The sequence below is a fragment of the Nocardioides sp. NPDC058538 genome (genome assembly GCF_042719275.1).
Taxonomy (GTDB): Bacteria; Actinomycetota; Actinomycetes; order Propionibacteriales; family Nocardioidaceae; genus Nocardioides.
The window spans coordinates 66,179-88,134 of sequence record NZ_JBHXNY010000011.1 but is presented as its reverse complement, the minus strand read 5'-3'; the positions used below and the strand labels follow the sequence as shown (position 1 = coordinate 88,134).

General features: G+C 68.4%; 21 protein-coding genes. 16 read left to right on the top strand and 5 right to left on the bottom strand.

The genetic code is table 11. The features are described from left to right. Window positions 1–43: 43 nt before the first annotated feature. Entirely contained in the window at window positions 44–751 is a 708-nt protein-coding gene (locus tag ACFWQC_RS12760; protein WP_378677937.1) for a M50 family metallopeptidase, read from the top strand. Here the strand turns inward: ACFWQC_RS12760 and ACFWQC_RS12755 are convergent. Then, window positions 748–1,146, bottom strand: coding sequence for a cold-shock protein (locus tag ACFWQC_RS12755; RefSeq protein ID WP_378677935.1), 399 nt, complete (start codon window positions 1,144–1,146; stop codon window positions 748–750). The genes ACFWQC_RS12760 and ACFWQC_RS12755 overlap by 4 nt on opposite strands. Window positions 1,147–1,607: 461 nt before the next feature. Here ACFWQC_RS12755 and ACFWQC_RS12750 point away from each other — a divergent pair, with 461 nt between their 5' ends. From ACFWQC_RS12750 to ACFWQC_RS12730, 5 genes are all read left to right on the top strand, one after another. Next, on the top strand, window positions 1,608–4,919 hold the full coding sequence (locus ACFWQC_RS12750; protein WP_378677932.1) for a nitrate- and nitrite sensing domain-containing protein: 3,312 nt from the start codon (window positions 1,608–1,610) through the stop codon (window positions 4,917–4,919). Beyond that, complete coding sequence (locus ACFWQC_RS12745) at window positions 4,916–5,311, top strand: roadblock/LC7 domain-containing protein (RefSeq protein WP_008360946.1); 396 nt, start codon at window positions 4,916–4,918, stop codon at window positions 5,309–5,311. The genes ACFWQC_RS12750 and ACFWQC_RS12745 overlap by 4 nt, the downstream gene beginning before the upstream one ends. A gap of 28 nt (window positions 5,312–5,339) precedes the next feature. Continuing rightward, window positions 5,340–5,690, top strand: a complete 351-nt coding sequence (locus tag ACFWQC_RS12740; protein ID WP_008360948.1) for a DUF742 domain-containing protein — start codon at window positions 5,340–5,342, stop codon at window positions 5,688–5,690. 40 nt (window positions 5,691–5,730) lie between these two features. Further along, window positions 5,731–6,282 (top strand): ATP/GTP-binding protein, encoded by a 552-nt coding sequence (locus ACFWQC_RS12735; RefSeq protein ID WP_084101379.1) that lies wholly within the window; start codon window positions 5,731–5,733, stop codon window positions 6,280–6,282. Window positions 6,283–6,446: 164 nt separating this feature from the next. Further along, window positions 6,447–7,268, top strand: coding sequence for a DUF3027 domain-containing protein (locus ACFWQC_RS12730; RefSeq protein ID WP_378678124.1), 822 nt, complete (start codon window positions 6,447–6,449; stop codon window positions 7,266–7,268). A 10-nt stretch (window positions 7,269–7,278) separates the two neighbouring features. Here the strand turns inward: ACFWQC_RS12730 and ACFWQC_RS12725 are convergent, their stop codons facing one another. After that, complete coding sequence (locus ACFWQC_RS12725) at window positions 7,279–7,680, bottom strand: DUF2530 domain-containing protein (protein WP_378677927.1); 402 nt, start codon at window positions 7,678–7,680, stop codon at window positions 7,279–7,281. A gap of 150 nt (window positions 7,681–7,830) precedes the next feature. On the opposite strand from ACFWQC_RS12725, the gene ACFWQC_RS12720 reads away from it, so the two are divergent. The 9 genes from ACFWQC_RS12720 to ACFWQC_RS12680 all read left to right on the top strand — a co-directional run bounded on the left by ACFWQC_RS12720 (window position 7,831) and on the right by ACFWQC_RS12680 (window position 15,956). Further along, window positions 7,831–7,980 carry a DUF1059 domain-containing protein gene (locus ACFWQC_RS12720; RefSeq protein WP_378677924.1) on the top strand — a complete coding sequence of 50 codons (150 nt, stop codon included), beginning with the start codon at window positions 7,831–7,833 and terminating at the stop codon, window positions 7,978–7,980. 77 nt (window positions 7,981–8,057) lie between these two features. Continuing rightward, a complete protein-coding gene (locus ACFWQC_RS12715) occupies window positions 8,058–8,519 on the top strand; it encodes a MarR family winged helix-turn-helix transcriptional regulator (protein ID WP_378677921.1) in 462 nt (153 codons plus the stop codon). Next, a complete protein-coding gene (locus tag ACFWQC_RS12710; RefSeq protein ID WP_378677918.1) occupies window positions 8,516–9,766 on the top strand; it encodes an MFS transporter in 1,251 nt (416 codons plus the stop codon). Before ACFWQC_RS12715 ends, ACFWQC_RS12710 begins: the two co-directional genes overlap by 4 nt. A gap of 265 nt (window positions 9,767–10,031) precedes the next feature. Beyond that, window positions 10,032–10,403 carry a 30S ribosomal protein S12 gene (rpsL, locus tag ACFWQC_RS12705; RefSeq protein ID WP_091052356.1) on the top strand — a complete coding sequence of 124 codons (372 nt, stop codon included), beginning with the start codon at window positions 10,032–10,034 and terminating at the stop codon, window positions 10,401–10,403. A 1-nt stretch (window position 10,404) separates the two neighbouring features. Further along, entirely contained in the window at window positions 10,405–10,875 is a 471-nt protein-coding gene (gene rpsG, locus ACFWQC_RS12700) for a 30S ribosomal protein S7 (protein ID WP_141806234.1), read from the top strand. Window positions 10,876–11,032: 157 nt separating this feature from the next. Beyond that, entirely contained in the window at window positions 11,033–13,096 is a 2,064-nt protein-coding gene (gene fusA / locus ACFWQC_RS12695; protein WP_378678121.1) for an elongation factor G, read from the top strand. 84 nt (window positions 13,097–13,180) lie between these two features. After that, a complete protein-coding gene (tuf, locus tag ACFWQC_RS12690; protein WP_378677914.1) occupies window positions 13,181–14,374 on the top strand; it encodes an elongation factor Tu in 1,194 nt (397 codons plus the stop codon). 178 nt (window positions 14,375–14,552) lie between these two features. Next, complete coding sequence (gene trmB, locus ACFWQC_RS12685; RefSeq protein WP_378677911.1) at window positions 14,553–15,281, top strand: tRNA (guanosine(46)-N7)-methyltransferase TrmB; 729 nt, start codon at window positions 14,553–14,555, stop codon at window positions 15,279–15,281. 57 nt (window positions 15,282–15,338) lie between these two features. Further along, window positions 15,339–15,956: a hypothetical protein gene (locus tag ACFWQC_RS12680; protein ID WP_378677908.1), complete on the top strand. Its 618-nt coding sequence runs from the start codon at window positions 15,339–15,341 to the stop codon at window positions 15,954–15,956. Here ACFWQC_RS12680 and ACFWQC_RS12675 read toward each other — a convergent pair. After that, window positions 15,953–16,807: an RDD family protein gene (locus ACFWQC_RS12675; protein WP_378677905.1), complete on the bottom strand. Its 855-nt coding sequence runs from the start codon at window positions 16,805–16,807 to the stop codon at window positions 15,953–15,955. The genes ACFWQC_RS12680 and ACFWQC_RS12675 overlap by 4 nt on opposite strands. Before the next feature lie 23 nt (window positions 16,808–16,830). Between ACFWQC_RS12675 and ACFWQC_RS12670 the strand changes: the two genes are divergently transcribed. Next, window positions 16,831–17,826: a stage II sporulation protein M gene (locus ACFWQC_RS12670; RefSeq protein ID WP_378677902.1), complete on the top strand. Its 996-nt coding sequence runs from the start codon at window positions 16,831–16,833 to the stop codon at window positions 17,824–17,826. Window positions 17,827–17,861: 35 nt separating this feature from the next. Here the strand turns inward: ACFWQC_RS12670 and ACFWQC_RS12665 are convergent, their stop codons facing one another. Both ACFWQC_RS12665 and ACFWQC_RS12660 read right to left on the bottom strand, forming a co-directional pair. Continuing rightward, window positions 17,862–20,519, bottom strand: a complete 2,658-nt coding sequence (locus ACFWQC_RS12665) for an excinuclease ABC subunit A (RefSeq protein WP_378677899.1) — start codon at window positions 20,517–20,519, stop codon at window positions 17,862–17,864. 21 nt (window positions 20,520–20,540) lie between these two features. Beyond that, complete coding sequence (locus ACFWQC_RS12660; RefSeq protein WP_378677896.1) at window positions 20,541–21,842, bottom strand: DUF58 domain-containing protein; 1,302 nt, start codon at window positions 21,840–21,842, stop codon at window positions 20,541–20,543. Between the last annotated feature and the right edge of the window lie 114 nt (window positions 21,843–21,956).

The window sequence follows — 21,956 nt, the reverse complement described above, 5'->3', positions numbered from 1 at the left end:
CGTCGCCTTCGTATTCTGGCGCTTGCGCTACAAAGGTGGCGGCGTGAGGGAGTTCTGGGACACGGTCACCGCGACCCAGACCGTCCCCGAAGCGCCCTGGCTGATCGGCGCCGGGCTCGTCGCGCTGGTGCTGGTCGTGTGGCGTGGGAGCTGGCGCACCGTACGCCTCGGCGTCACCGTCGTTCACGAGGCCGGTCACGCAGTGGTCGCGGTCCTGGTGGGAAGACGCCTGGCCGGGATCAAGCTCCACTCCGACACCTCGGGTGTGACCCTCTCGCGCGGCAAGCCGTCCGGGCCGGGGATGGTGGCGATGCTCGCCGCCGGCTATCTCGCCCCGGCGCTCCTCGGCCTGCTCAGCGCGACCATGCTCGCCGCGGGGCACGCCCTGGGACTGCTGTGGCTCCTGGTGGCCGCGATGCTCGTGCTGCTGCTGTGGGTGCGCAACGGCTACGGCCTCGTCGTCCTGCTGGTGCTAGGCGCCGCCCTGGGCGCGATCAGCTGGTACGCCGACGGCCGCATCCAGACCATCGCCGCCACGCTGGTCACCTGGCTGCTCCTGCTCGCCTCACCGAGGCCGCTCCTGGAGCTCCTCGGACGCGGCGAGCGAGGCCGCCGCGGCTCCGACCCCGACCAGCTCGCCGGCCTGACCGGCATCCCGTCGGTGCTCTGGATCCTCGTCCTGCTGGCCGTGAACGTCGCCGGCCTCGTGGTCGGCGTGCAGACCCTGATCCCCGACCTGAGCTGGATCTAGAGCTCGAACTCGTCGGCGATCTGGCGCAGCGCGGGGGAGACCTTCTGACCCAGCTCGCGCGTGGGCGGACGGCCCTGGGCGTAGCCTTCGCGGATGTCCTCGAGGAGCTTGATCACGTTCTCGACGATCAGCTCCATCTCCTCGGGCTTGCGGCGCTTGGCCGCACGCTGGCGCCCGGCTACGGACGGGGAGCGCTCCAGAACGGTCACCGAGAGCGCCTGCTCACCGCGGCGCCCCTGGGCGATGCCGAACTCCACCCGGGTGCCGGCCTTCAAGGTCTTGGCAGCGCCCTCGGGGAGCGCGTCTGCGTGGACGTACACGTCCGGACCGTCGTCCTGCGACAGAAACCCGAAGCCCTTGGTGGCGTCGAACCACTTGACCTTGCCAGTAGGCACGGCAGCTTGCCCCTTCCTCGCGCATCAGCGCTACGAACGTACGTCGCCCGGCGACTGTGACGGCCGACGCGGGAGAGCCTAGTCCTCAGCGCCCAGGGACGCGTGAGGTATTCCCCTCTCCGGCGTCGACGGCATCCACGGATGGCTCGCCATGTCGTCCCTCGTGCGGGTGGGGCCTATACTCCGCCTACCCCTCCATAGATTTGCAAATGATTTCGTACACCATTGGTAATCGAGACCACTTATGACGTAAGTTTGCGTCGCCAAAGACTGCAGACAGGTACGCCCGGGTGCCAGCAGACTTCGCGGCGGGGGACTGGGGTATGCGCCACAGACGGTGCATACCTCTCGGGAATGATGTGACATGGCCACGAGAGGGAGTAATGGCCGAGCCATACGCAAGCACAACCCACCGTCCGGAACGTAAGCCCTGGCAGGGAATTCGAGCGCGCCTCATCTTCGTGCTGCTCATCCCGACCATCGCGGCGATGGTGTTCGGCGGGTTGAGCATTTCGCGCGCCCTCTCAGCCCAGGCGGAAGCACGCCAGGCCGAGACTGTCGCCCAGGCACTGCCTGACACGTACCAACTCGCGATCAACATCCTGTTCGAGCGTGACGGTGCGCTCGCGGGTGTTCCTGAGGTCGTCATGCGGCCGCTGCAGCAGAAGACCGACGAGTCGATCGAGGCCTGGAGCGCCAAGGCGAAGGAGATCGACGCCGGCGACGACAAGGATCTCGAGAACAGCATCGTCGAGATCCAGCAGGCGCTGAACGGCATCGACGACCTGCGGGCGCAGATCCAGGAGCGGGACACCGCGGTCGAGGCCCAGCTGGCCTACACGACCGTGATGAACAACCTCTTCGGGATCTCGGCGCAGATGCCCACGCTGGAGAACGACGAGGTCTTCTCCAAGATCTCGGCGATCAGCAACGTACGTCCCGCCTCGGAGGCCATGGGCGTCGAGCGCATGATCATGATGCAGGCGCTGGGCGCCAAGGCGGCCGCGGAGAAGGACGGGAAGGTCAACCCGGACGTCCTCACCGACGAGCAGTTCGCAGAGCTCGCCCGCGCCGAGGCCAAGTGGCGTCTGTCGACGGCGGACTACTACGCCAAGACGTCCGACAACATCCGCCAGCAGCTCGACGAGCTGACCAACGAAACCACCGACCAGGGCTCGGTCGGGGCGCCTGCCCACAAGGTCGTCAACCAGGTGATCTCCAGCGGCAGCATGGACCGGGTCAAGATGACCCCGGACCAGTACACCGAGGCCAGCACGGAGTTCATCCGTGGTCTGCAGAAGATGATCGTCCAGACCGCGCAGGAGATCAGCGACGACGTCGAGCAGATCAAGAGCGACGCGACCCGCGACGCCATCGTCATCGGTCTCCTCGTTCTCGGTGTTCTGATCTTCGCCCTCGCCGTCGGTCTGGTCGCGGCCCGCTCGATCCTCTCGCCGCTGAGCCAGCTGCGTCGCCTGGCCTACAACCTGGCCAACCACGACCTGCCCGAGCGAGTCGCCTACATGAACCAGGCCGAAGGCCCGGTGGATACCCATGTGGAGCCGCTGGACATCGCGCGTCGAGACGAGATCGGTGACGTCGCGGACGCGTTCGACGCGGTCCACGTCGAGGCGATCCGGCTGGCGGGCGAGCAGGCCGAGCTGCGTACGAACGTCGACAAGATGTTCATGAACCTCTCCCGGCGTTCGCAGAGCCTCGTCGAGCGTCAGCTGCAGCTCATCGACCAGCTCGAGGCCAACGAGCAGGATCCCGACGACCTCGCGAACCTGTTCCGCCTGGACCACCTCGCCACCCGAATGCGCCGCAACGACGAGTCCCTCCTGGTTCTCGCCGGTGGCGAGATCGGCCACGCGGCTCGTGGTCCGGTCCCGGTCCTCGACGTGCTCCGTGCCGCCGCCTCCGAGATCGAGCAGTTCGCCCGGGTCGACATCGACTCCGACGAGAACGCCGAGTTCGAGGGCGCGATCGCGGGTGACCTCGTGCACCTGCTCGCGGAGCTGATCGAGAACGCCACCAACTTCTCCCCGCCCGACACCGCGGTCACGATCCGCACCTTCCGCGCCGGCCCGGCCGCGCCGCTGCTGGTCGAGATCGAGGACCTCGGAATCGGCATGACGCCGGAGGAGCTCGACGCGGCCAACATGAAGCTGCGCCGTGCGACCGGCCTCGACGCCGACGTCGCCCGGATGATGGGTCTGGTCGTGGTCGCGCGCCTGGCGGCGCGTCACGGTCTCTACATCGAGCTCGTTCCCAACCGCCCCCGCGGTGTGGTCGCGCGCGTCGAGATGCCGGTCACCACGATCGTCGGCGCTCACGCCGAGGCCCCGTCGGGCCAGCAGCAGGGCTTCGACGCCTACGCCTTCCAGCAGGGCGGCTACGGCCAGCAGGCCGGCGCCTACCCGGGCACCGGCGAGCTTCCCTACGAGATGCAGTACGGGATGCCCGCCTACGACGCCCAGCCGTACGCCGGTGGCAACCCCTACGACGTGCCGGTCGGCGCCCTTCCGGCCCCCGAGGCGCCCGCGGCTTCCGCCGCAGCGCCCCCGGCCCTGCCGAGCCGTACGCCCGGTGCGTCCAACCACCCCAACCTGTCCAACGGCGGTGCGCCGGCCTTCCAGCAGCAGGGTGCCAACGGTCACTCGGGCCAGCACAACGGCTTCGGTCAGAGCGGACCGCAGACCGGCCAGCTGCCCGCATACGGTGGTGTCCCGCCGATGCCGGGCGACCCGGGGTTCGAGGGTCCGGGTGCGCGTACGGGCAGCTTCCCGGCGCAGCCGCAGCAGTTCAGCGGTGGCCAGCCGCAGTACGGGGGAGACCCGTTCGGCGGCGACCCGTTCGGCGCCAACCAGCCGCCGGCCCCGCAGCAGAGCCCCAGCGGCCAGCAGCAGAACTTCCTGTCCAACATGCTGCCGGTTCGCAAGGCCGAGGACCTGGCCGCGCGCTTCCCCGACGGTCGCTTCGACCCGAGCACCGAGACCGGCGAGCTGCCGCGTCGCGACCCGGGCATGCAGGGCGGCAGCCCGTTCGGCACCGACACGGGCGCGTTCCGCACCTTCGAGCGTCCCAACGAGCGCACGACGCCGCGTACGCCGCCGCCGGGCTTCGGTCCCGACGACGACCCGTTCGGTCCGGCCGGTGACGCGATCGCCCCGAGCCCGATGGGCCCGATGGCCCCGGAGCCGACCAACTCGCCGAACCCGCTCGACTCGACCACCGAGGTTCCGATCCTCGATGACGAGGGCAGCTCGATCTTCGACGACCTGCAGTCCGAGTGGTTCACCCGTCGTCGCCCGCTCGGCGCGCGCCGGGCGATGGAGACCAAGGGCGACCCGCTCAGCGACCCGATCGCCCCGGCCGCCAAGGCCGGTCCGGGACCCAAGCCCGACGTTCCCCGTCCGGCGGCCGCCCCCGCGAGCGAGCCGGTCGACGAACCGGTCACTCAGGACGACGAGCCGACCACGCCGACGAGCTGGTCCTCGCCGGGCGACGAGGGCTGGCGCCGGGCGCAGGAGCTGGAGCAGCTGCAGGAGCAGGAGCCGGCGACGATCACCCAGGGTGGCCTCCCCGTCCGTGTCCCGGGTCAGAACCTGATCCCAGGTGCGGCTCCGGCGGTCACACCACCGTCATCAGGTCCGCGTAACATGGACGCGCGCCGCACCCGTGGCATGTCCAGCTTCCAGAAGGGCGTCAGCCGCGCCCGCAACAACCCCGCTGATGCGGAAAGCAACCCCGAAGGTGAGGAGCAGCAGTGACAACGGCCCCCGCAGGACTGGACTGGCTTGTCGACAGCCTGACCCAGCGCACCCCTGACATCGCTCACGCGATCTTGGTGTCGGCTGATGGCATGCCGATGGCCAGCTCCGTCGACTTCCCCCCGGACCGGGCCGACCAGCTCTCGGCGATCGCCTCCGGTCTCACCAGTCTTACCCAAGGAGCAGCTCGGTGCTTCGCGGCGGGTAATGTCCAGCAGATGGTCATCGAGATGGACGGTGGCTATCTGGTCCTCATGGCGGTTGGTGAGGGTTCCAGCCTTGCTGCCCTCGCCGCCCCCGACTGCGATCTGGGACAGGTTGGCTACCAGATGCAGCTGTTGATCTCGCGTGTTGCCACCGCCCTCACCCCCGATACCAGAACCGGCGCCTGATCAGTGCCCCGACCCTAGGACCGAGATCGTGAGCAACCACGCATCCGAACCGCCGCCGCTGGTCAGGCCTTATGCCCTGACCCGTGGCCGCACGCAACCCAAGCGCGTCTTCCCGATGGAAGCACTGGTGATCACTGACCGTTACGTGATCGACGGCTACGTCCGGTCGCCCGAGGAGCGGACGATCGCAGAGCTCTGCCGCGAGAGCCGTTCCGTCGCTGAGGTCGCGGCGCTCATCCGGGTGCCCCTGGGTGTCGCCCGAGTCCTGATCGGTGACCTTGCGGAGCGCGGCGTGGTGCAGGTGCACGCCAGCAAGGTCCCGGACGCCCCGGACACCGCTCTCCTCGAGCGCGTGCTGTCCGGCCTGAGGAAGCTTTGACAGGAGTAATGCAGTGACCACCGACTCCAAGCAGGCGACGATGTCTGCGAAGATCGTCATCGCCGGCGGGTTCGGCGTTGGTAAGACGACCTTCGTGGGCTCCGTCTCGGAGATCGTCCCCCTGACGACCGAGGCCGTGATGACGCAGGCGACCGCCGGCGTGGACGACCTCTCCGCAGTGCCCAACAAGAAGACGACCACGGTCGCCATGGACTTCGGTCGAGTCTCCCTCGACTCCGACCTGATCCTCTACCTGTTCGGCACCCCCGGTCAGAACCGCTTCTGGTTCATGTGGGACGACCTGACCCAGGGCGCCATCGGCGCCGTGGTGCTCATCGACACCCGTCGCCTCGCCGACTCCTTCGGCGCGATCGACTACTTCGAGTCCCGCAACGTGCCGTTCGTCGTGGCCCACAACGTCTTCGGCGCCAACCAGGCCTACAAGCCGGAGCAGATCCGCGAGGCCCTGGCTCTGCGCCCGGACATCCCGATCGTCACCTGTGACGCTCGCGACCGTCAGTCGACCAAGGCGACGCTGATCTCGCTCGTCGAGTACGTCCTCTCCATGGTCTCCACGCGCGCTCTTCAGTAGCCAAGCGTCACCAACACCCGCCGTAGCCACGCTCCGGCGGGTGTTGGCCATTCCAAGGGCTGTCGTGACTGTGCAGTAGAGGCGTACGTCTGGGAGGATCACGCGTTGTGCTGAAGTTCAGGTTGTGGTGGCGCAAGGTGACCCCGAAGTGGCACCTGAGGCGCATGTGGGTGAAGATGTGGTCCGTGATCACGACCCCGTACGCCGATGCGACGGCCGTCGCTGCCGTCGACGAGGCCCGCGCCGCGCTCCTGTCCGACGTGCCAGCCGGTGACGTCGGAGAACATCTCGGCCATGTGGTCGAGAAGGGTGCCGGCCCGGGCGTAGTGACCCACCTGTTCGCCTGCACCCGCAAGGGCTACGCCGGGTGGCACTGGTCGGTCACGCTCGTCACCGTGCCCTCGCTCGACGGCCCCGGATTCGGTGTCGATGCTCCGGTGACCGTCAACGAGGTCGTCCTCGTCCCCGGTGACGCCGCGATCGTCGCGCCGGCCTGGGTGCCCTACCGCGAACGGATCAAGCCCGGGGACCTCTCGCCCGGTGATCTGCTCCCGGTCGAGGACGACGACGCACGGCTGGTCCCGACGTACGCCTTCGGTGACGACCCGCTCGACGCCGACGAGAAGGCTCAGGTGCGCGAGGTCGCCAAGGACCTCGGCCTCGGCCGTGTCCGGACCCTGTCCGTCTCCGGTTTCGACGCCGCCGCCGAGCGTTGGTACGCCGGTGACGGCGGCCCCGAGGCGCCGCTCGCGCAGGCGGCCCCCGACCAGTGCCACAGCTGTGGCTTCCTGGTCCGGCTGACCGGCCACCTGGCCACGAGCTTCGGTGTCTGCGCCAACGGCGACGCCAACGACGACGGCAAGGTGGTCAGCCTCAACCACGGGTGCGGTGCGCACTCGGAGGTGCGGCTGGCGAAGAAGCACGAGCCGCAGCCGCTGCCGGACCCGGTCTTCGACACGATCAGCGACGACGCCGAGGCCTTCTAGCCGAGCTGTTCTAGGCGAGGCCCTCGGCGCGCAGCCGGCGGGCCTTGCGGCGCCGGGTCAGCTCGATGCCGATCGCGCCGATGCCGAAGGCGGCCAGGCAGGTCCAGATCCACCAGGTCCAGCCGCGGTCGTTGAGCAGGCCCCAGAAGGGGAGCAGGGCCACGAACCCGACCAGCCAGCCGAGGGTGGCGAGCTCGAAGGCGCGGATGCCGTCCTGGTCGACGAGCTCGATCTTCGGCTCCGGGACGGCCTGAGCCGGCTCCTCGACAGGCGGCTCGTCGTAGCCGTAGTCCTGGGGGTAGCCATGCCCGTCGTCGGACTGAGTCTCGGTGTAGTAGTCGCCGTCGTACCCCTCGTACTGCTGCTCCGGGTAGGTGCCGGAATAGTCGTCGTCGCGGTACTGATCGCTCATGCCGCCGCCTCCGTCGAGGCATGCGGAGAATACGGACGCGGCGGCCTGAGGCCTGTGGTCGCTCGCTGGCGCTCGCTCATGGAGTCCAATCTAGTAGGTCACCACGAGCCGGTAGGGTTGGGTGGAACGCCGACGACTTGGAGGTCCCTGATGGCTTCGCTTCGCTGCCCCTGTGGCACCAGCTTCCGCACGGAGTCCGATGACGAGCTGGTCGAGAAGGTGCAAGAGCACCTCGCGGAGGCTCACCCCGGCCGCACCTACAGCCGCGACGACATCCTGATGCTCGCCGCGATGTCCTGACTCTGTGACGGCGCCCTCACCTGGGCGCCGTCTCTTGCTGGAATAGTTAGCGCCGGTAAGCAGTTATGCTTACCGACATGCCTACCGCACAGCCAGCCTCCGCGCCCGACGCGGCCTCCGACATCCCCGAGGTCGCCTCGGTGCTGCGCACCTCCGTCATGCGGATGCGCCGCCGACTGGCCAACGAGCGCCACCCCGACAACGACCTCTCGCTGGGGTCGATGGCGGTGCTCGGGGCGTTGTACGCCAACGACGAGATGACCCTCGGCGCTCTCGCCGGGCGCGAGCGCGTCCAGCCGCCGAGCATGACCAGGATGGTCAACTTCCTCGAGGAGGGCGGCTACGTCGTCCGCCGCCAGGGTGAGACCGACCGCCGCCAGGTGCTGGTCTCGATCACCGACAAGGGCCGCCGGACCGTACGCAAGGACCGGCTCAGCCGGGACGCCTGGCTCGCCCAGCAGCTCGTCGACCTCGATACGGACGAGCTCGCCGCCCTCCGCACAGCCGCTTCGATCATGGAGAGAATAGCCACCAGTTGAGTCCCACGTTCCGTTCCCTGCGCAGCCACAACTACCGCCTCTACCTAGCCGGCAGCGTCGTCTCCAACGTCGGCACCTGGATGCAACGCATCGCCCAGGACTGGTTGGTCCTGAGCCTCGGCGGCGGGGGAGCGGCACTCGGTATCACCACGGGCCTGCAGTTCCTGCCCATCCTCCTGCTCAGCCCCTACGCCGGGGTCATCGCCGACCGCTTCCCGAAGCGCCGCCTGCTGCAGGTGGCCCAGGGCTGGATGGCGTTGATGTCGCTGCTGCTCGGTGTGCTGGCGGTGAGCGGCCACGCCGAGGTGTGGATGGTCTACGTGATCGCGTTCCTCTTCGGCACCGGCGCCGCCTTCGACGGCCCCGGCCGGCAGTCGTTCGTCTCCGAGATGGTCCACCCCGACGACCTCACCAACGCCGTCGGCCTCAACTCGGCCTCGTTCAACCTCGCCCGTCTGATCGGGCCGGCGCTGGCCGGGCTGCTCATCGGCTGGCTGGGGAGCGGCCCCGAGGCGACCGGCTGGGTGATCCTCGTCAACGCCGTCTCCTACCTCGCCGTGATCGGCCAGTTGCAGCGGATGAACACCGCCGAGCTGCACTCGCCCGACCCCGTCGCACGGCGGAGCGGGATGCTGCGCGAGGGCATCGGCTACATCCGTACGCAGCCCAAGATGCTGATGGTCTTGGTGATCATCTTCTTCGTCGGCACCTTCGGGGCGAACTTCCCGATCACCTCGGCGCTGATGGCGACCGAGGAGTTCGGCAAGGGCGCCAGCGAGTACGGCCTGCTCGGCACCGTCCTGGCCATCGGCTCGCTCTCCGGCGCCCTGCTCGGCGCCCGCCGTACCCGGATCCCGCTCAAGCTGATCGTGCTGGCGGCGACCGGCTTCGGCCTCACCGTCATCGTGTCCGGGCTGATGCCGACGTACGCCCTCTTCGCCCTGATCTCGCCGGTGCTCGGCTTCTTCACGATCACGACCCTCAACGCCTGCAACGCCACGATGCAGACCGAGGCGGCCCCGGAGTTCCGCGGCCGGGTGATGGCGATCTACATGACCGTCCTGATGGGTGGCACCCCGCTGGGTGCCCCGCTCATCGGCTTCGTCGGCGAGCACTTCGGTGCCCGCACGACCCTGTACGCGAGTGGCGCTCTGGTGCTGTTGGGTACGCTTGCGGGGGTGCTGGTCCTCGCCGCACTCAGAGGTGGTATCCGGGCCGTTTTGACCCCCTCTCAAGCCGCCGGGTAGCCTCTGAAGCGTGTCTGGGACAACCAGGCCGTCGCGCGTGCCCGGAACAAGCTCGAGAGATAGGTCTCGGACCCGGGTTCGGCGCCCTCAGTACGGGGATTCGGTTCGAAAGATCCGCCAACGTGTGCGTTGAGGTAAGGGCGACACGCCCGACCTCGGGGGCTAGGCGGGACCAGTTGGTATCGCACCACCTGGACGCACAACATTTGATCCTTCGCGGCAGAGCGCCGCGTAGTGAGAGCAGAAAAGAAGGGGAACCACCGAGGTGCCCACAATCAACCAGCTGGTCCGCAAGGGCCGCGAGGACAAGGCGACGAAGTCGAAGACGCCTGCCCTCAAGGGATCGCCGCAGCGCCGTGGCGTCTGCACGCGCGTCTACACCACCACCCCGAAGAAGCCGAACTCCGCCCTCCGGAAGGTCGCCCGTGTGCGCCTCTCCTCCGGCGTCGAGGTCACCGCTTACATCCCGGGTGTGGGCCACAACCTTCAGGAGCACTCCATCGTGCTCGTCCGCGGCGGTCGTGTGAAGGACCTCCCCGGCGTGCGTTACAAGATCATCCGCGGCACGCTCGACACCCAGGGTGTCAAGAACCGCAAGCAGGCCCGTTCGCGCTACGGCGCGAAGAAGGAGAAGTGACATGCCTCGTAAGGGTCCCGCTCCCAAGCGTCCGCTCGTCGTCGACCCCGTCTACGGCTCGCAGCTCGTAACCCAGCTCGTCAGCAAGGTCCTCCAGGACGGCAAGAAGCAGGTTGCGCAGCGCATCGTCTACACCGCCCTCGAGGGCTGCCGCGAGAAGACCGGCACCGACCCCGTGGTCACGCTCAAGCGTGCGATGGACAACGTGAAGCCGGCCATCGAGGTCAAGTCCCGCCGTGTCGGTGGCGCTACCTACCAGGTCCCGATCGAGGTCAAGGGCACGCGTGGCACCACGCTCGCGCTGCGCTGGCTCGTCGGTTACGCCCAGGACCGTCGTGAGAAGACGATGGCCGAGCGCCTCATGAACGAGATCCTCGACGCCAGCAACGGCCTCGGTGCCGCTGTGAAGAAGCGCGAGGACACTCACAAGATGGCCGAGTCCAACAAGGCCTTCGCGCACTACCGCTGGTGACGTACGGCGGGGTGCCCTTCGACAAGCTCAGGAACCACCTGCCGCACAATGTGGGCACCCCGCCCATCCAGACCGAAGACAATCTCTTTAAGGAACGCTGAAGACAGTGGCCGTCGACATCACCACGGACCTCAATGTGGTCCGCAACATCGGCATCATGGCGCACATCGATGCCGGTAAGACCACCACCACCGAGCGCATCCTGTTCTACACCGGTATCTCGTACAAGATCGGTGAGGTCCACGACGGCGCTGCCACGATGGACTGGATGGAGCAGGAGCAGGAGCGCGGCATCACGATCACGTCCGCCGCGACGACCTGCTGGTGGAAGGACCACCAGATCAACATCATCGACACCCCCGGGCACGTCGACTTCACCGTCGAGGTCGAGCGCTCGCTGCGCGTCCTCGATGGCGCTGTCGCCGTCTTCGACGGTGTCGCCGGTGTCGAGCCGCAGTCGCAGACCGTGTGGCGTCAGGCGAACAAGTACGCCGTCCCGCGGATGTGCTTCGTCAACAAGCTCGACCGCACCGGTGCCGACTTCTACATGGTCGTCGACTCCATCGTCGACAAGCTGCACGCCACCCCGCTGGTGCTGCAGCTGCCGATCGGTGCCGAGTCCGACTTCATCGGTGTCGTCGACCTGGTCGAGATGCACGCCAAGGTCTGGCGCGGCGAGACCGAGATGGGCGAGGACTACGTGATCGAGGAGATCCCGGCCGACCTCGCCGACAAGGCTGCGGAATACCGCGAGAAGCTGGTCGAGACCCTCGCCGAGGCCGACGACGACATCATGGAGGTCTACCTCGAGGAGGGCGACGTCTTCGACGTGCCCACCCTGAAGGCCGCCATCCGTCGCGCGACCCTGGCCGACAAGCTCAACCCGATCCTCACCGGCACCGCGTTCAAGAACAAGGGCGTCCAGCCCCTGCTCGACGCGGTCGTCGACTACCTGCCCTCGCCCCTCGATGTCGAGTCGATCATCGGCCACGACGTCAAGGACGAGGAGGTCGAGGTCACTCGCAAGCCTTCTGACTCTGAGCCGTTCTCCGGCCTGGTCTTCAAGATCGCCTCCGACCCGCACCTGGGCAAGCTGTTCTACCTGCGCGTCTACTCCGGCAAGGTCGAGGCGGGTGCGACCGTGGTCAACCCGATCAACGGCCGCAAGGAGCGGATCGGCAAGATCTACCAGATGCACGCCAACAAGCGTGAGGAGATCAACTCGGTCGGTGCCGGCCAGATCGTCGCGGTCATGGGTCTGAAGGAGTCGAAGACCGGTCACACCCTGTGTGACCCGGCCCACCCGGTCGTTCTCGAGTCGATGTCGTTCCCGGCCCCGGTGATCGAGGTCGCCATCGAGCCGAAGACCAAGAGCGACCAGCAGAAGCTCGGCACCGCGATCCAGCGCCTCACCGAAGAGGACCCGACCTTCACGGTCAAGTCCGACGAGCAGACCGGCCAGACGATCATCGCCGGTATGGGCGAGCTCCACCTGGAGGTCTTCGTCGACCGGATGAAGCGCGAGTTCAAGGTCGAGGCGACCGTCGGCAAGCCGCAGGTCGCCTACCGCGAGACGCTTCGCAAGAAGGTCCAGAACCACAGCTACACCCACAAGAAGCAGACCGGTGGTTCGGGCCAGTTCGCGAAGGTCGTCATCTCCGTCGAGCCCAACATCGACGAAGAGACCGGTCTGGGTGCGGGCTACGAGTTCGTCAACAACGTCACCGGTGGTCGCGTGCCGAAGGAGTACATCCCTTCGGTCGACCAGGGTGCTCAGGACGCCATGGAGTTCGGCATCCTCGCCGGCTTCCCGATGGTCGATGTGAAGGTTTCGCTCGAGGACGGCGCCTACCACGACGTCGACTCCTCCGAGCTCGCCTTCAAGATCGCCGGCAACCAGGCCTTCAAGGAGGCCGCCCGCATGGCGAAGGCCGTTCTGCTGGAGCCGATGTTCGCCGTCGAGGTCACCACCCCGGACACGTTCCTGGGCACCGTGATCGGCGACATCAACTCCCGTCGCGGCCAGGTGTCCTCGCAGGAGGAGCGCCACGGCGACATGGTCGTCCAGGCGCTCGTCCCGCTCTCAGAGATGTTCGGGTACGTCGGTGATCTGCGGTCCAAGACCAGCGGTCAGGCGTCGTACTCGATGGAGTTCGACTCGTACGCCGAGGTTCCCACGAACGTCGCCGACGAGATCATCAAGAAGGCCCGTGGCGAGTGACCTTCGGGTCGCCCGTCCAGGGACTTCGGCAGCAACACCTTTCAGTACGAGTCAGTAAGAAAATCACACCAGGAGGAGCCCACAGTGGCTAAGGCGAAGTTCGAGCGGACGAAGCCGCACGTCAACATCGGCACCATCGGTCACATCGACCACGGTAAGACCACCCTTACCGCGGCGATCTCGAAGGTGCTGCACGCGAAGTACCCGGACCTGAACCCGGAGTTCGCGTTCGAGGACATCGACAAGGCCCCCGAGGAGCGCCAGCGGGGTATCACGATCTCGATCGCGCACATCGAGTACCAGACCGAGGTGCGCCACTACGCGCACGTCGACTGCCCCGGTCACGCGGACTACATCAAGAACATGATCACCGGTGCCGCGCAGATGGACGGCGCGATCCTCGTGGTCGCCGCCACCGACGGCCCGATGCCGCAGACCAAGGAGCACGTGCTCCTGGCCCGCCAGGTCGGCGTGCCGTCGATCGTCGTCGCGCTCAACAAGTGCGACATGGTCGACGACGAGGAGCTCATCGAGCTCGTCGAGATGGAGGTGCGCGAGCTCCTCAGCGAGTACGAGTTCCCGGGTGACGACCTGCCGGTCGTCCGCGTTGCCGCTTACCCCGCCCTGCAGGGCGAGGAGAAGTGGATGGACTCTGTCGCCGAGCTCATGCAGGCCGTCGACGACTACATCCCGACCCCGGCTCGTGAGACCGAGAAGCCGTTCCTGATGCCCGTTGAGGACGTCTTCACGATCACCGGTCGTGGCACCGTCATCACCGGTCGTATCGAGCGCGGCATCGTCAAGGTCGGTGAGGAGGTCGAGATCGTCGGCATCCGCGAGACCTCGCAGAAGTCGACCGTCACCGGCGTCGAGATGTTCCGCAAGCTGCTCGACGAGGGCCAGGCCGGCGAGAACGTCGGGCTGCTGCTCCGTGGCACCAAGCGCGAGGACGTCGAGCGCGGCATGGTTGTCATCAAGCCGGGCACCACGACCCCCCACACCAACTTCGAGGGCTCTGTCTACATCCTCTCGAAGGAGGAGGGTGGCCGTCACACCCCGTTCTTCAACAACTACCGTCCGCAGTTCTACTTCCGGACCACGGACGTGACCGGCGTCGTGACCCTCCCCGAGGGCACCGAGATGGTCATGCCGGGTGACAACACCGAGATGTCGGTCGAGCTCATCCAGCCCATCGCGATGGACGAGGGTCTGAAGTTCGCTATCCGTGAGGGCGGTCGCACCGTCGGCGCGGGTCGGGTTACGAAGATCATCAAGTAAGTGATCGTCTGATCCAACGTGGAAGGTCCCCGGAGCCGCAAGGCGAAGGGGGCCTTTCGCGTTGGACTAGATGCTCCTTGTTTGCTTAGTAAGCGCTGACTCGGCGAGGGAGTGACCGCGCGCAGCGCGGAGGACCGGATTGCGCCGAGTCGGCGCGCCACAAGACCAAGGCAAGAAAGTGACTGACCCAGACAATCCCGTACGCCCCGCAAGACCGCATCAGAAGCTGTTGGATGACGGCCGCACGGTAAGAGAGGTCCTCACCTACACCCGCCGCGGCAACCGCCTGGACGCCAAGCAGCAGAAGGCGTGGGACGAGTACGCCGAGGGCTGGGTGATCCCGGACGAAGCAGTCGACGAGCCCGGCTTCTCGCTGGAGAGCTGGTTCGGCCGCAAGGCACCGCTGATCGTCGACATCGGCGGTGGCGTAGGCGAGGCGACCGCGGTGTTGGCGGCCAACCGTCCCGAGGCGAACATCCTGGCGCTGGAGGTGTGGCGGCCCGGGGTTGCGGAGAGCCTCGCCCGAGTGGGCGCCGCAGGGGCGACGAACGTACGTTTCTGCAGCGTCGACGCGCTCTGGACGCTCGAGAACCTGATCGAGCCGGGTTCGGTCAGCGAGATCTGGACGTTCTTCCCCGACCCGTGGCACAAGACCCGCCACCACAAGCGGCGCCTGGTGACGCCCACCAATGCACGCATGATCGCGGAGCGGCTGGCGCCCGGCGGGACCTGGCGGTTGGCGACCGACTGGGTCGAGTACGCCGAGCAGATGGTCGAGGTCCTCGACGCCGAGCCGCTGCTGAGCGGTGGTGTCGTCGAGCGTTGGGACGAGCGCCCGGTGACCAAGTTCGAGCGCAAGGGACTGGCCAAGGACCGGGTCATCACCGACCTGCTCTACCGACGTTGACCCGAACTACCCGTGTCGTGACTGATCTGTAGGCGCGGAACCGCGAAGATCAGCGGCATGAAGTTGTACGCTGACAGGCCCCCACGCCTCGCCGCCCAGCTGTTCGCCGACCTGCTGACGGTGGCGTGGATCGCCGGCTGGGTCCTTCTCGGCAGATTCGTCCACGAGATGGTCTCGGCGCTCGCCGTGCCCGGCGAGAAGATGGACGACGCCGGCACCTCGCTCTCCCTGAAGCTGCTCGAGGCGGCCGGTAAGGTCGATGACCTGCCGCTGGTCAAGGACGGCATCGCGGTCCCGTTCGAGGGTGCCGCGAAGGCCGCCGACCAGCTCCGTGCGGCCGGGGAGGCGCAGGTCGAGGCCGTCTCCAGCATCGCGATCGGGCTGGCGATCGCGGTCGTGCTCGTCCCGGTGCTGATGTGGCTGATGATCTACGTGCCGCTGCGGTGGCGGTTCATCCGCAACGCGACCTCGACCCAGCGGTTCCTGGAGGCCGGCACCGCCGCCGATCTGGTGGCGCTGCGTGCGATGGCGACCCAGCCGCTGCACAAGCTGGTCAAGATCAGCGACGACCCGGTCAGTGCCTGGCGTGATGGCGACGCCGATGTGGTGGCGAGGCTGGCCGAGCTGGAACTGAAGTCGGTCGGGCTCAGCGCCAAGCGGCTCACGACCCGCTAGCGTGCGGTGAGCCGCGACCGGAGCTCCTCGTCGCGGGCGAGCCGGGCGGCGTCGCGATCACGGCGGGTGGCGAGCACCGCGGCCAGGTAGGCCTCGGGCGGGGTGCCCGGAGGTGGTCCAGGGGCGACGTACGTCTGCACGTGGGTCGCCAGGCGCTCGGCGAGAGCGTGGCGGCGGACCGGGTCGGTGTAGGTGCCGACCTCGCCGGAGAGGAACCGTCGCACGGCCAGGGACAGGCCGACCGGGATGGTGGCGACGTCCGCGCGAGAGGCCCAGGCGGCGAGCCCGGGGGGCATCTGGATCGGAGCCGGGGGACGCAGCGGCACCCGCACGCGGATGGCGTACGTCCCGGCCGCGATGTCGCCCAGCCGCTTGCCGCGCGGGTGGATCATCGCGGTGAGGAACGCGGCGGCGCCGCTGGTGGCGTAGATCTCGACGACGCCGATCAGGGCGCGTACGAACGCATGGTGGAAGCTGATCGCTCCGCCGTCGTCGCGCACCGTACGGAGGCCGAGCGCGAGCTTGCCGAGCGAGCGGCCGCGGGTGAGCGTCTCGATGGCGGTCGGGAACACCACGAGGACCGAAGCGGTGGCGGCGATGTAGGCGGCCCAGGCCAGGGCCTCGTCGGTCGCGGGAGCGGCGGTCATGAAGACGAACAGCGTCACGATCAGCAGCGCCATCACCACGATCACGTCGATGAGGCCCGACAGCAGCTTCATCCCCAGCCCTGCGGCCGGCAGATCGAGGGCGACCGCGTCTCCGGTGATCAGGTCGTCGTCGGTGAGCAGTTCCCGTTCTAGGGGGCGCTGCTCCTGGGGGCGTCGCTCGGGCGATTGCGGCGCGGAGGTCATGGCGGTCAGCGTACGCTGCGGGCGTGGATCTCGACGCGTATCTGGCCGCTACCGCCGCCGACCGGACCAGGCTCGAGCAGCTGCTGACCGAGCGCCGGCTGAGCGGCGCCCAGGCCGACGAGCTGGTCGAGCTCTATCAGCGGGTGAGCACCCAGCTCTCGGTCGTACGCAGCAACGCCCCCGACCCGACGGCCGTCCAGCATCTCTCGGTGCTGCTGGCCGCTGCCCGCAACCGCACCACCGGCACCAGGACGAGCACCTGGTCGGGTTTCCTGCGGTTCTTCACGCACCGGTTCCCGGCCGCGCTCTACCGGCTGCGCTGGTGGTGGCTGGGGATGATGGTGGCCAACATCGTGATCACCGCGGTGATGATCTGGTGGCTGCTGCGCCACCCGGAGGTCGAGCAGTCGTTGCTCGGACCGGAGCAGGTCAAGCAGCTGGTCGAGCACGACATCGAGGGCTACTACAGCGAGCACGCCGCCTCGTCGTTCGCCACCCAGGTCTGGGTCAACAACGTCTGGGTCTCGTTCATCTGCATCGCCCTGGGTGTGCTCGGGCTGCCGGTGATCTACTCGATGTTCCAGAACATCTCCAACCTGGCGATCCTCGGCACCCTGATGCACCGCCACGACCGCGGTGGCCTCTTCTGGGGCCTGATCCTTCCCCACGGCCTGCTGGAGCTGACCGCCGTCTTCGTCGCCGGCGCCGTGGGCTTGAGGATCTTCTGGTCCTGGATCGACCCCGGCTCGTTGACCCGGGGGCAGTCGATGGCCCGTGAGGGCCGCACCGCCGCCGGCATCGCCCTCGGCCTCATCGTCGTACTCCTGATCTCCGGCATCATCGAAGCCTTCGTCACCCCCTCACCCCTCCCCACCTGGGCCCGAGTCGGCATCGGCATCCTCGCCGAGCTCGCCTTCTTCGCGTACGTCTTCATCGTCGGCCGCGCCGCCGCCTCCCGCGGCGAGACGGGAGACATCGACGACCGCCTTCTGGAGGACCGCATCGCCACCCAGGCCTGAGCGGCCCTCATTCGGAAAAACTTTCAGCGTGCGCTCTAGGCGAGCCCCGCAAGCGCGGCGGACTCCTCGAGCGCGGCAGCCAGGTAGGGAGCCGAGGCGCCGAGGCCGCCGGAGGCGACGGGCTCAGGTGTTCCGGAGGCGACGACGGTGCCTCCGGCGTCGCCTGCGCCGGGCCCGAGGTCGATGACGTAGTCGGCTGCGGCGACGACGCGCATGTCCAGTTCCGCCGTGACGACCGTGTTGCCGGCCTCGACGAGGGTCCGCAGGTGCTCCACCACCCGGTCGGCGTCGGCGCAGTGCAGGCCGGAGGTCGGCTCGTCGAGCACGTAGAGGGTGTCGCCGCGCTGCGCGCGCTGCAGCTCGCTGGCCAGCTTGACGCGCCGAGCCTCCCCGCCGGAGAGCTCCGTGGCCGGTTGTCCCAGCCGCAGGTATCCCAGCCCGACGTCGATCAGCGCGGTGAGCGAGCGCGAGATCTCCTCCTCGTCGGCGAAGAATCCCTGGGCCTCCTCGACGTTCATGGCCAGGACCTCGGCGATGTTGCGTCCGCGCCAGGTGATCTCCAAGGTGCTCGCCTTGTAGCGGGTGCCGTGGCATTCGGGGCACGTGGTGTAGACCGACGGCAGGAAGAGCAGCTCGACCATGACCGACCCCTCGCCTTCGCAGGTGGGGCACCGACCGCCGGTGACGTTGAAGGAGAACCGCGCGGGCTTGTAGCCGCGCGACCGTGCCTCGGGGGTCTGCGCGAAGCGCCGCCGCACGTGATCGAGCAGCCCCGTGTAGGTCGCGACGTTCGATCTGGGCGTACGACCGATCGGCCGTTGGTCGATGCAGACGACCCGGCGTATGCCGGCGAGGTCTCCGTCGACAGAGCCCTCGAGCCGGCCCGAGGAGTCAGCGAGAAGGAGGTCGTCGCTCTCCGGCGCCTCGTCGATCGGCACGGCACGCCCCAGCCGCTCACCGAGCAGAGCAGGGAGCGCCTGACTGACCAGGCTCGACTTCCCGGACCCCGACACGCCCGTCACCGCCGTGAAGACCCCCATCGGGAGCTCGACGGTCAGGTCGTGCAGGTTGTTGCGGGTCACCCCTCTCAGCGTGAGCCAGCCCCGCGGCTCACGCGGGATGTGCGGGACCAGCCCGCGCCGGCCGTGGAGATACCCGCGAGTGACCGACTCCTCGATCTCGACGATGCCGTCCGTCGGCCCGCTGTAGAGCACGCGGCCGCCGCGCTCGCCCGCGCCCGGCCCGATGTCGACCAGCCAGTCGGCGTGCCGCATCACCTCGACGGAATGCTCCACGACGAACAGACTGTTCCCGCGCCGCTTGAGCCCATCGAGGATCCTCAGCAACGCGGTCACGTCCTGCGGGTGCAAGCCGGCCGAAGGCTCGTCGAGCACGTACACGACTCCGAACAGCTCCGAGGACAGCTGCGTCGCCAGCCGGAGGCGCTGCAGCTCGCCGCCGGAGAGCGTCGGGGTGGTACGGCTCAAGGAGAGATAGCCGAGACCCAGGTCGATGAGCGGCCGCAGGCGCTCCAGCAGCTCTACCGCCAGCCGGGCAGCGGCCGCCTGCTTCTCCGCCGAGCGGTTGGGCGTGCGGCGTACGTCAGGAGCGGCCGCGTGCGAGGAGCCACCGGCCGCCACCCGATGCTCGACAGCCTGACGACGTGCGCTCGCGTCCAGGGGTCGCCCCGAGGTCTCCGTTTTGTCGGAGATGTCGTCCAGCAACGAGGCCAGGTCCCGCAGCGGCATCAGCGAGAGCTCGGCGATGTCGAGGCCCGCAAACGTGACCGACAGGGCTTCCGGCTTCAGCCGCTTGCCATGGCAGACCGGACACACGGCCACCGTGAGGAACTGCGCCACCCGGCGCTTCATCGACGCGCTCTTGGTGTTGGCGAACGTGTCGAGCACGTAGCGGCGAGCTCCCACGAACGCACCCGAGTAGCTCGGCTCGACGCCTGCTCTGACAGCGGCGCGCGCCTCGGCGAGGGTGAGCCTCGAGTGGACCGCGACGGATGGGGTCTCGTCGGTGTAGAGGATCCAGTCCCGATCCTTCTTCGGCAGGTCCTTCCAGGGGACGTCGACGTCATAGCCGAGCGCGACGAGGACGTCGCGAAGCTGGTGTCCGTGCCAAGCCGTGGGCCAGGAGGCGATCGCGCGCTCGCGGATCGTCAGCGAGGGATCCGGCACCATCTGCGCCTCGGTGACCTCGTACACCCGGCCGACGCCGTGACACTCCGGACACGCTCCCTGCACGGTGTTGGCCGAGAAGTCCTCGGCGTAGAGCATCGGCTGATCATCGGGGTAGTCACCGGCCCTCGAGTACAGCATCCGCACCAGGCTCGAGAGCGTGGTGATGCTCCCGACCGACGAGCGGGCGTTGCCCCCGCCACGCTGCTGCTGCAGCGCCACCGCCGGAGGCATCCCCGTGATCGAGTCGACGTCGGGTACGCCGGCCTGATCGATCAGCCGTCTCGCGTACGGGGCCACCGACTCCAAATAGCGGCGCTGCGACTCCGCATACAGGGTGCCGAACGCCAGCGAGGACTTCCCCGACCCAGACACGCCCGTGAATACCACCGTCGCGTCGCGCGGCACCGTCAGGTCGACATCTTTCAGGTTGTGCTCGCGAGCGCCCAGCACCCTTACGTCGGGCTGGACGAGCGCGGGCTCGCGGGGTGCCGCTGCAAGGGCCATGGTCAGGATGCTAGTCCGACCTCAGAGCTGACCGGTGGCCTTGAGCTGCAGGTAGTGGTCGGCGAGAGCGGGTGGGAGGGACTCGGCGTCGGCGTCGACGATGTCGACGCCGAGGGTGCGGAGCATGGCGGCGGTGTGGTCGCGGCGGCGGAGGGTCTGTTCGGCGGCGGCCGCGGCGTACACGTCCTCGAGGGTGTCGCGGGAGGCGGCGGTGGCCTCGAGCTCGGGGTCGCGGACAGAGGCGACGACGACGCGGTGGTGCTGGGTCAGGACCGGAAGGACGGGGAGGAGCGACTCTTCGATCGCGTGCGGGTCGAGGGGTGTCAGCAGCACCACGAGCGCACGATGGCGGCCGAGGCCGGCGACCGCGCCGGCGAGGTTGGACCAGTCGGCTTCGGCGATGATGGGCTCGAGGTCGGCCATCGCCTCCTGCAGTCGCTGGGTGACGTCGCGCTGGCCGGCGAGCCGGACCCGGGAGCGTACGCGCAGGTCGCCGGCGATGAAGTCGATCCGGTCGCCTGCCCGCGAGGCGATGGCGGCGAGCAGGAGCCCGGCGTCCATCGCGGAGTCGAGCCGTGGCACCCCGCCGCCGGCGCCCTCGATCCGGCCGGCTGAGGTGCGGGAGGTGTCGAGTACCAGCACCACGCGCCGGTCCCGCTCCGGCTGCCAGGTGCGGACCACGACGGTGCGGGAGCGGGCGGTGGTGCGCCAGTCGATGGAGCGTATGTCGTCGCCGCGGACGTACTCCCTCAGCGAGTCGAACTCCGTCCCCTGCCCGCGCACCCGGACCGCGGCCCGACCGTCGAGCTCGCGCAGACGCTGAAGCCGCGAGGGCAGGTGCTTGCGCGACTCGAAGGCGGGCAGCACCCGCACCGAGCCCTCCACCGGGAACGTGCGCTGCCGGGCGCCCAGACCCAAGGGCCCGTACGCCCTCACCGTCACGCCCAACGCGCGCAGATCTCCGCGGCGCCGCGGCTGCAGCGGCGTACTCAGCCTGGTGCTGTCGCCGCGACCGAGCCGGATCCGATGCCGGTTGCGAACAGCGCCGGCGGTGGGCTGCCAGGCGTCGCGCACCAGCGCCCGGAAGCTGCGAGCGGGGGAGCGGACCGTCAGCTCCGACGTCGTCGACTCGCCCAGTCTGATGCCGCGGAGCGGGATCCTGCTGATCTCCAGGGCCGCCGGCTTGGGCGCCAGGAGCACGTCGAGGAGTGTCAGCACCACGACGAGCAGGATCCAGACCGCAGCCGTGCTCGCGGCCGGGCGTAGCACCACCGGGACGATGCCGGCCAGCATCAGAAGCGTGACGCGCCAGGTGATCGCCATCAGTCCCGCCTCAACACGTAAGAACTGACGTCTCGAGCCCAAAACTGACTTCTCGGCGCCAGAAAATGACGTCTCCGCGCTGCGCGCGGTCACTCCCTCGCTCGGCGCGAGCGG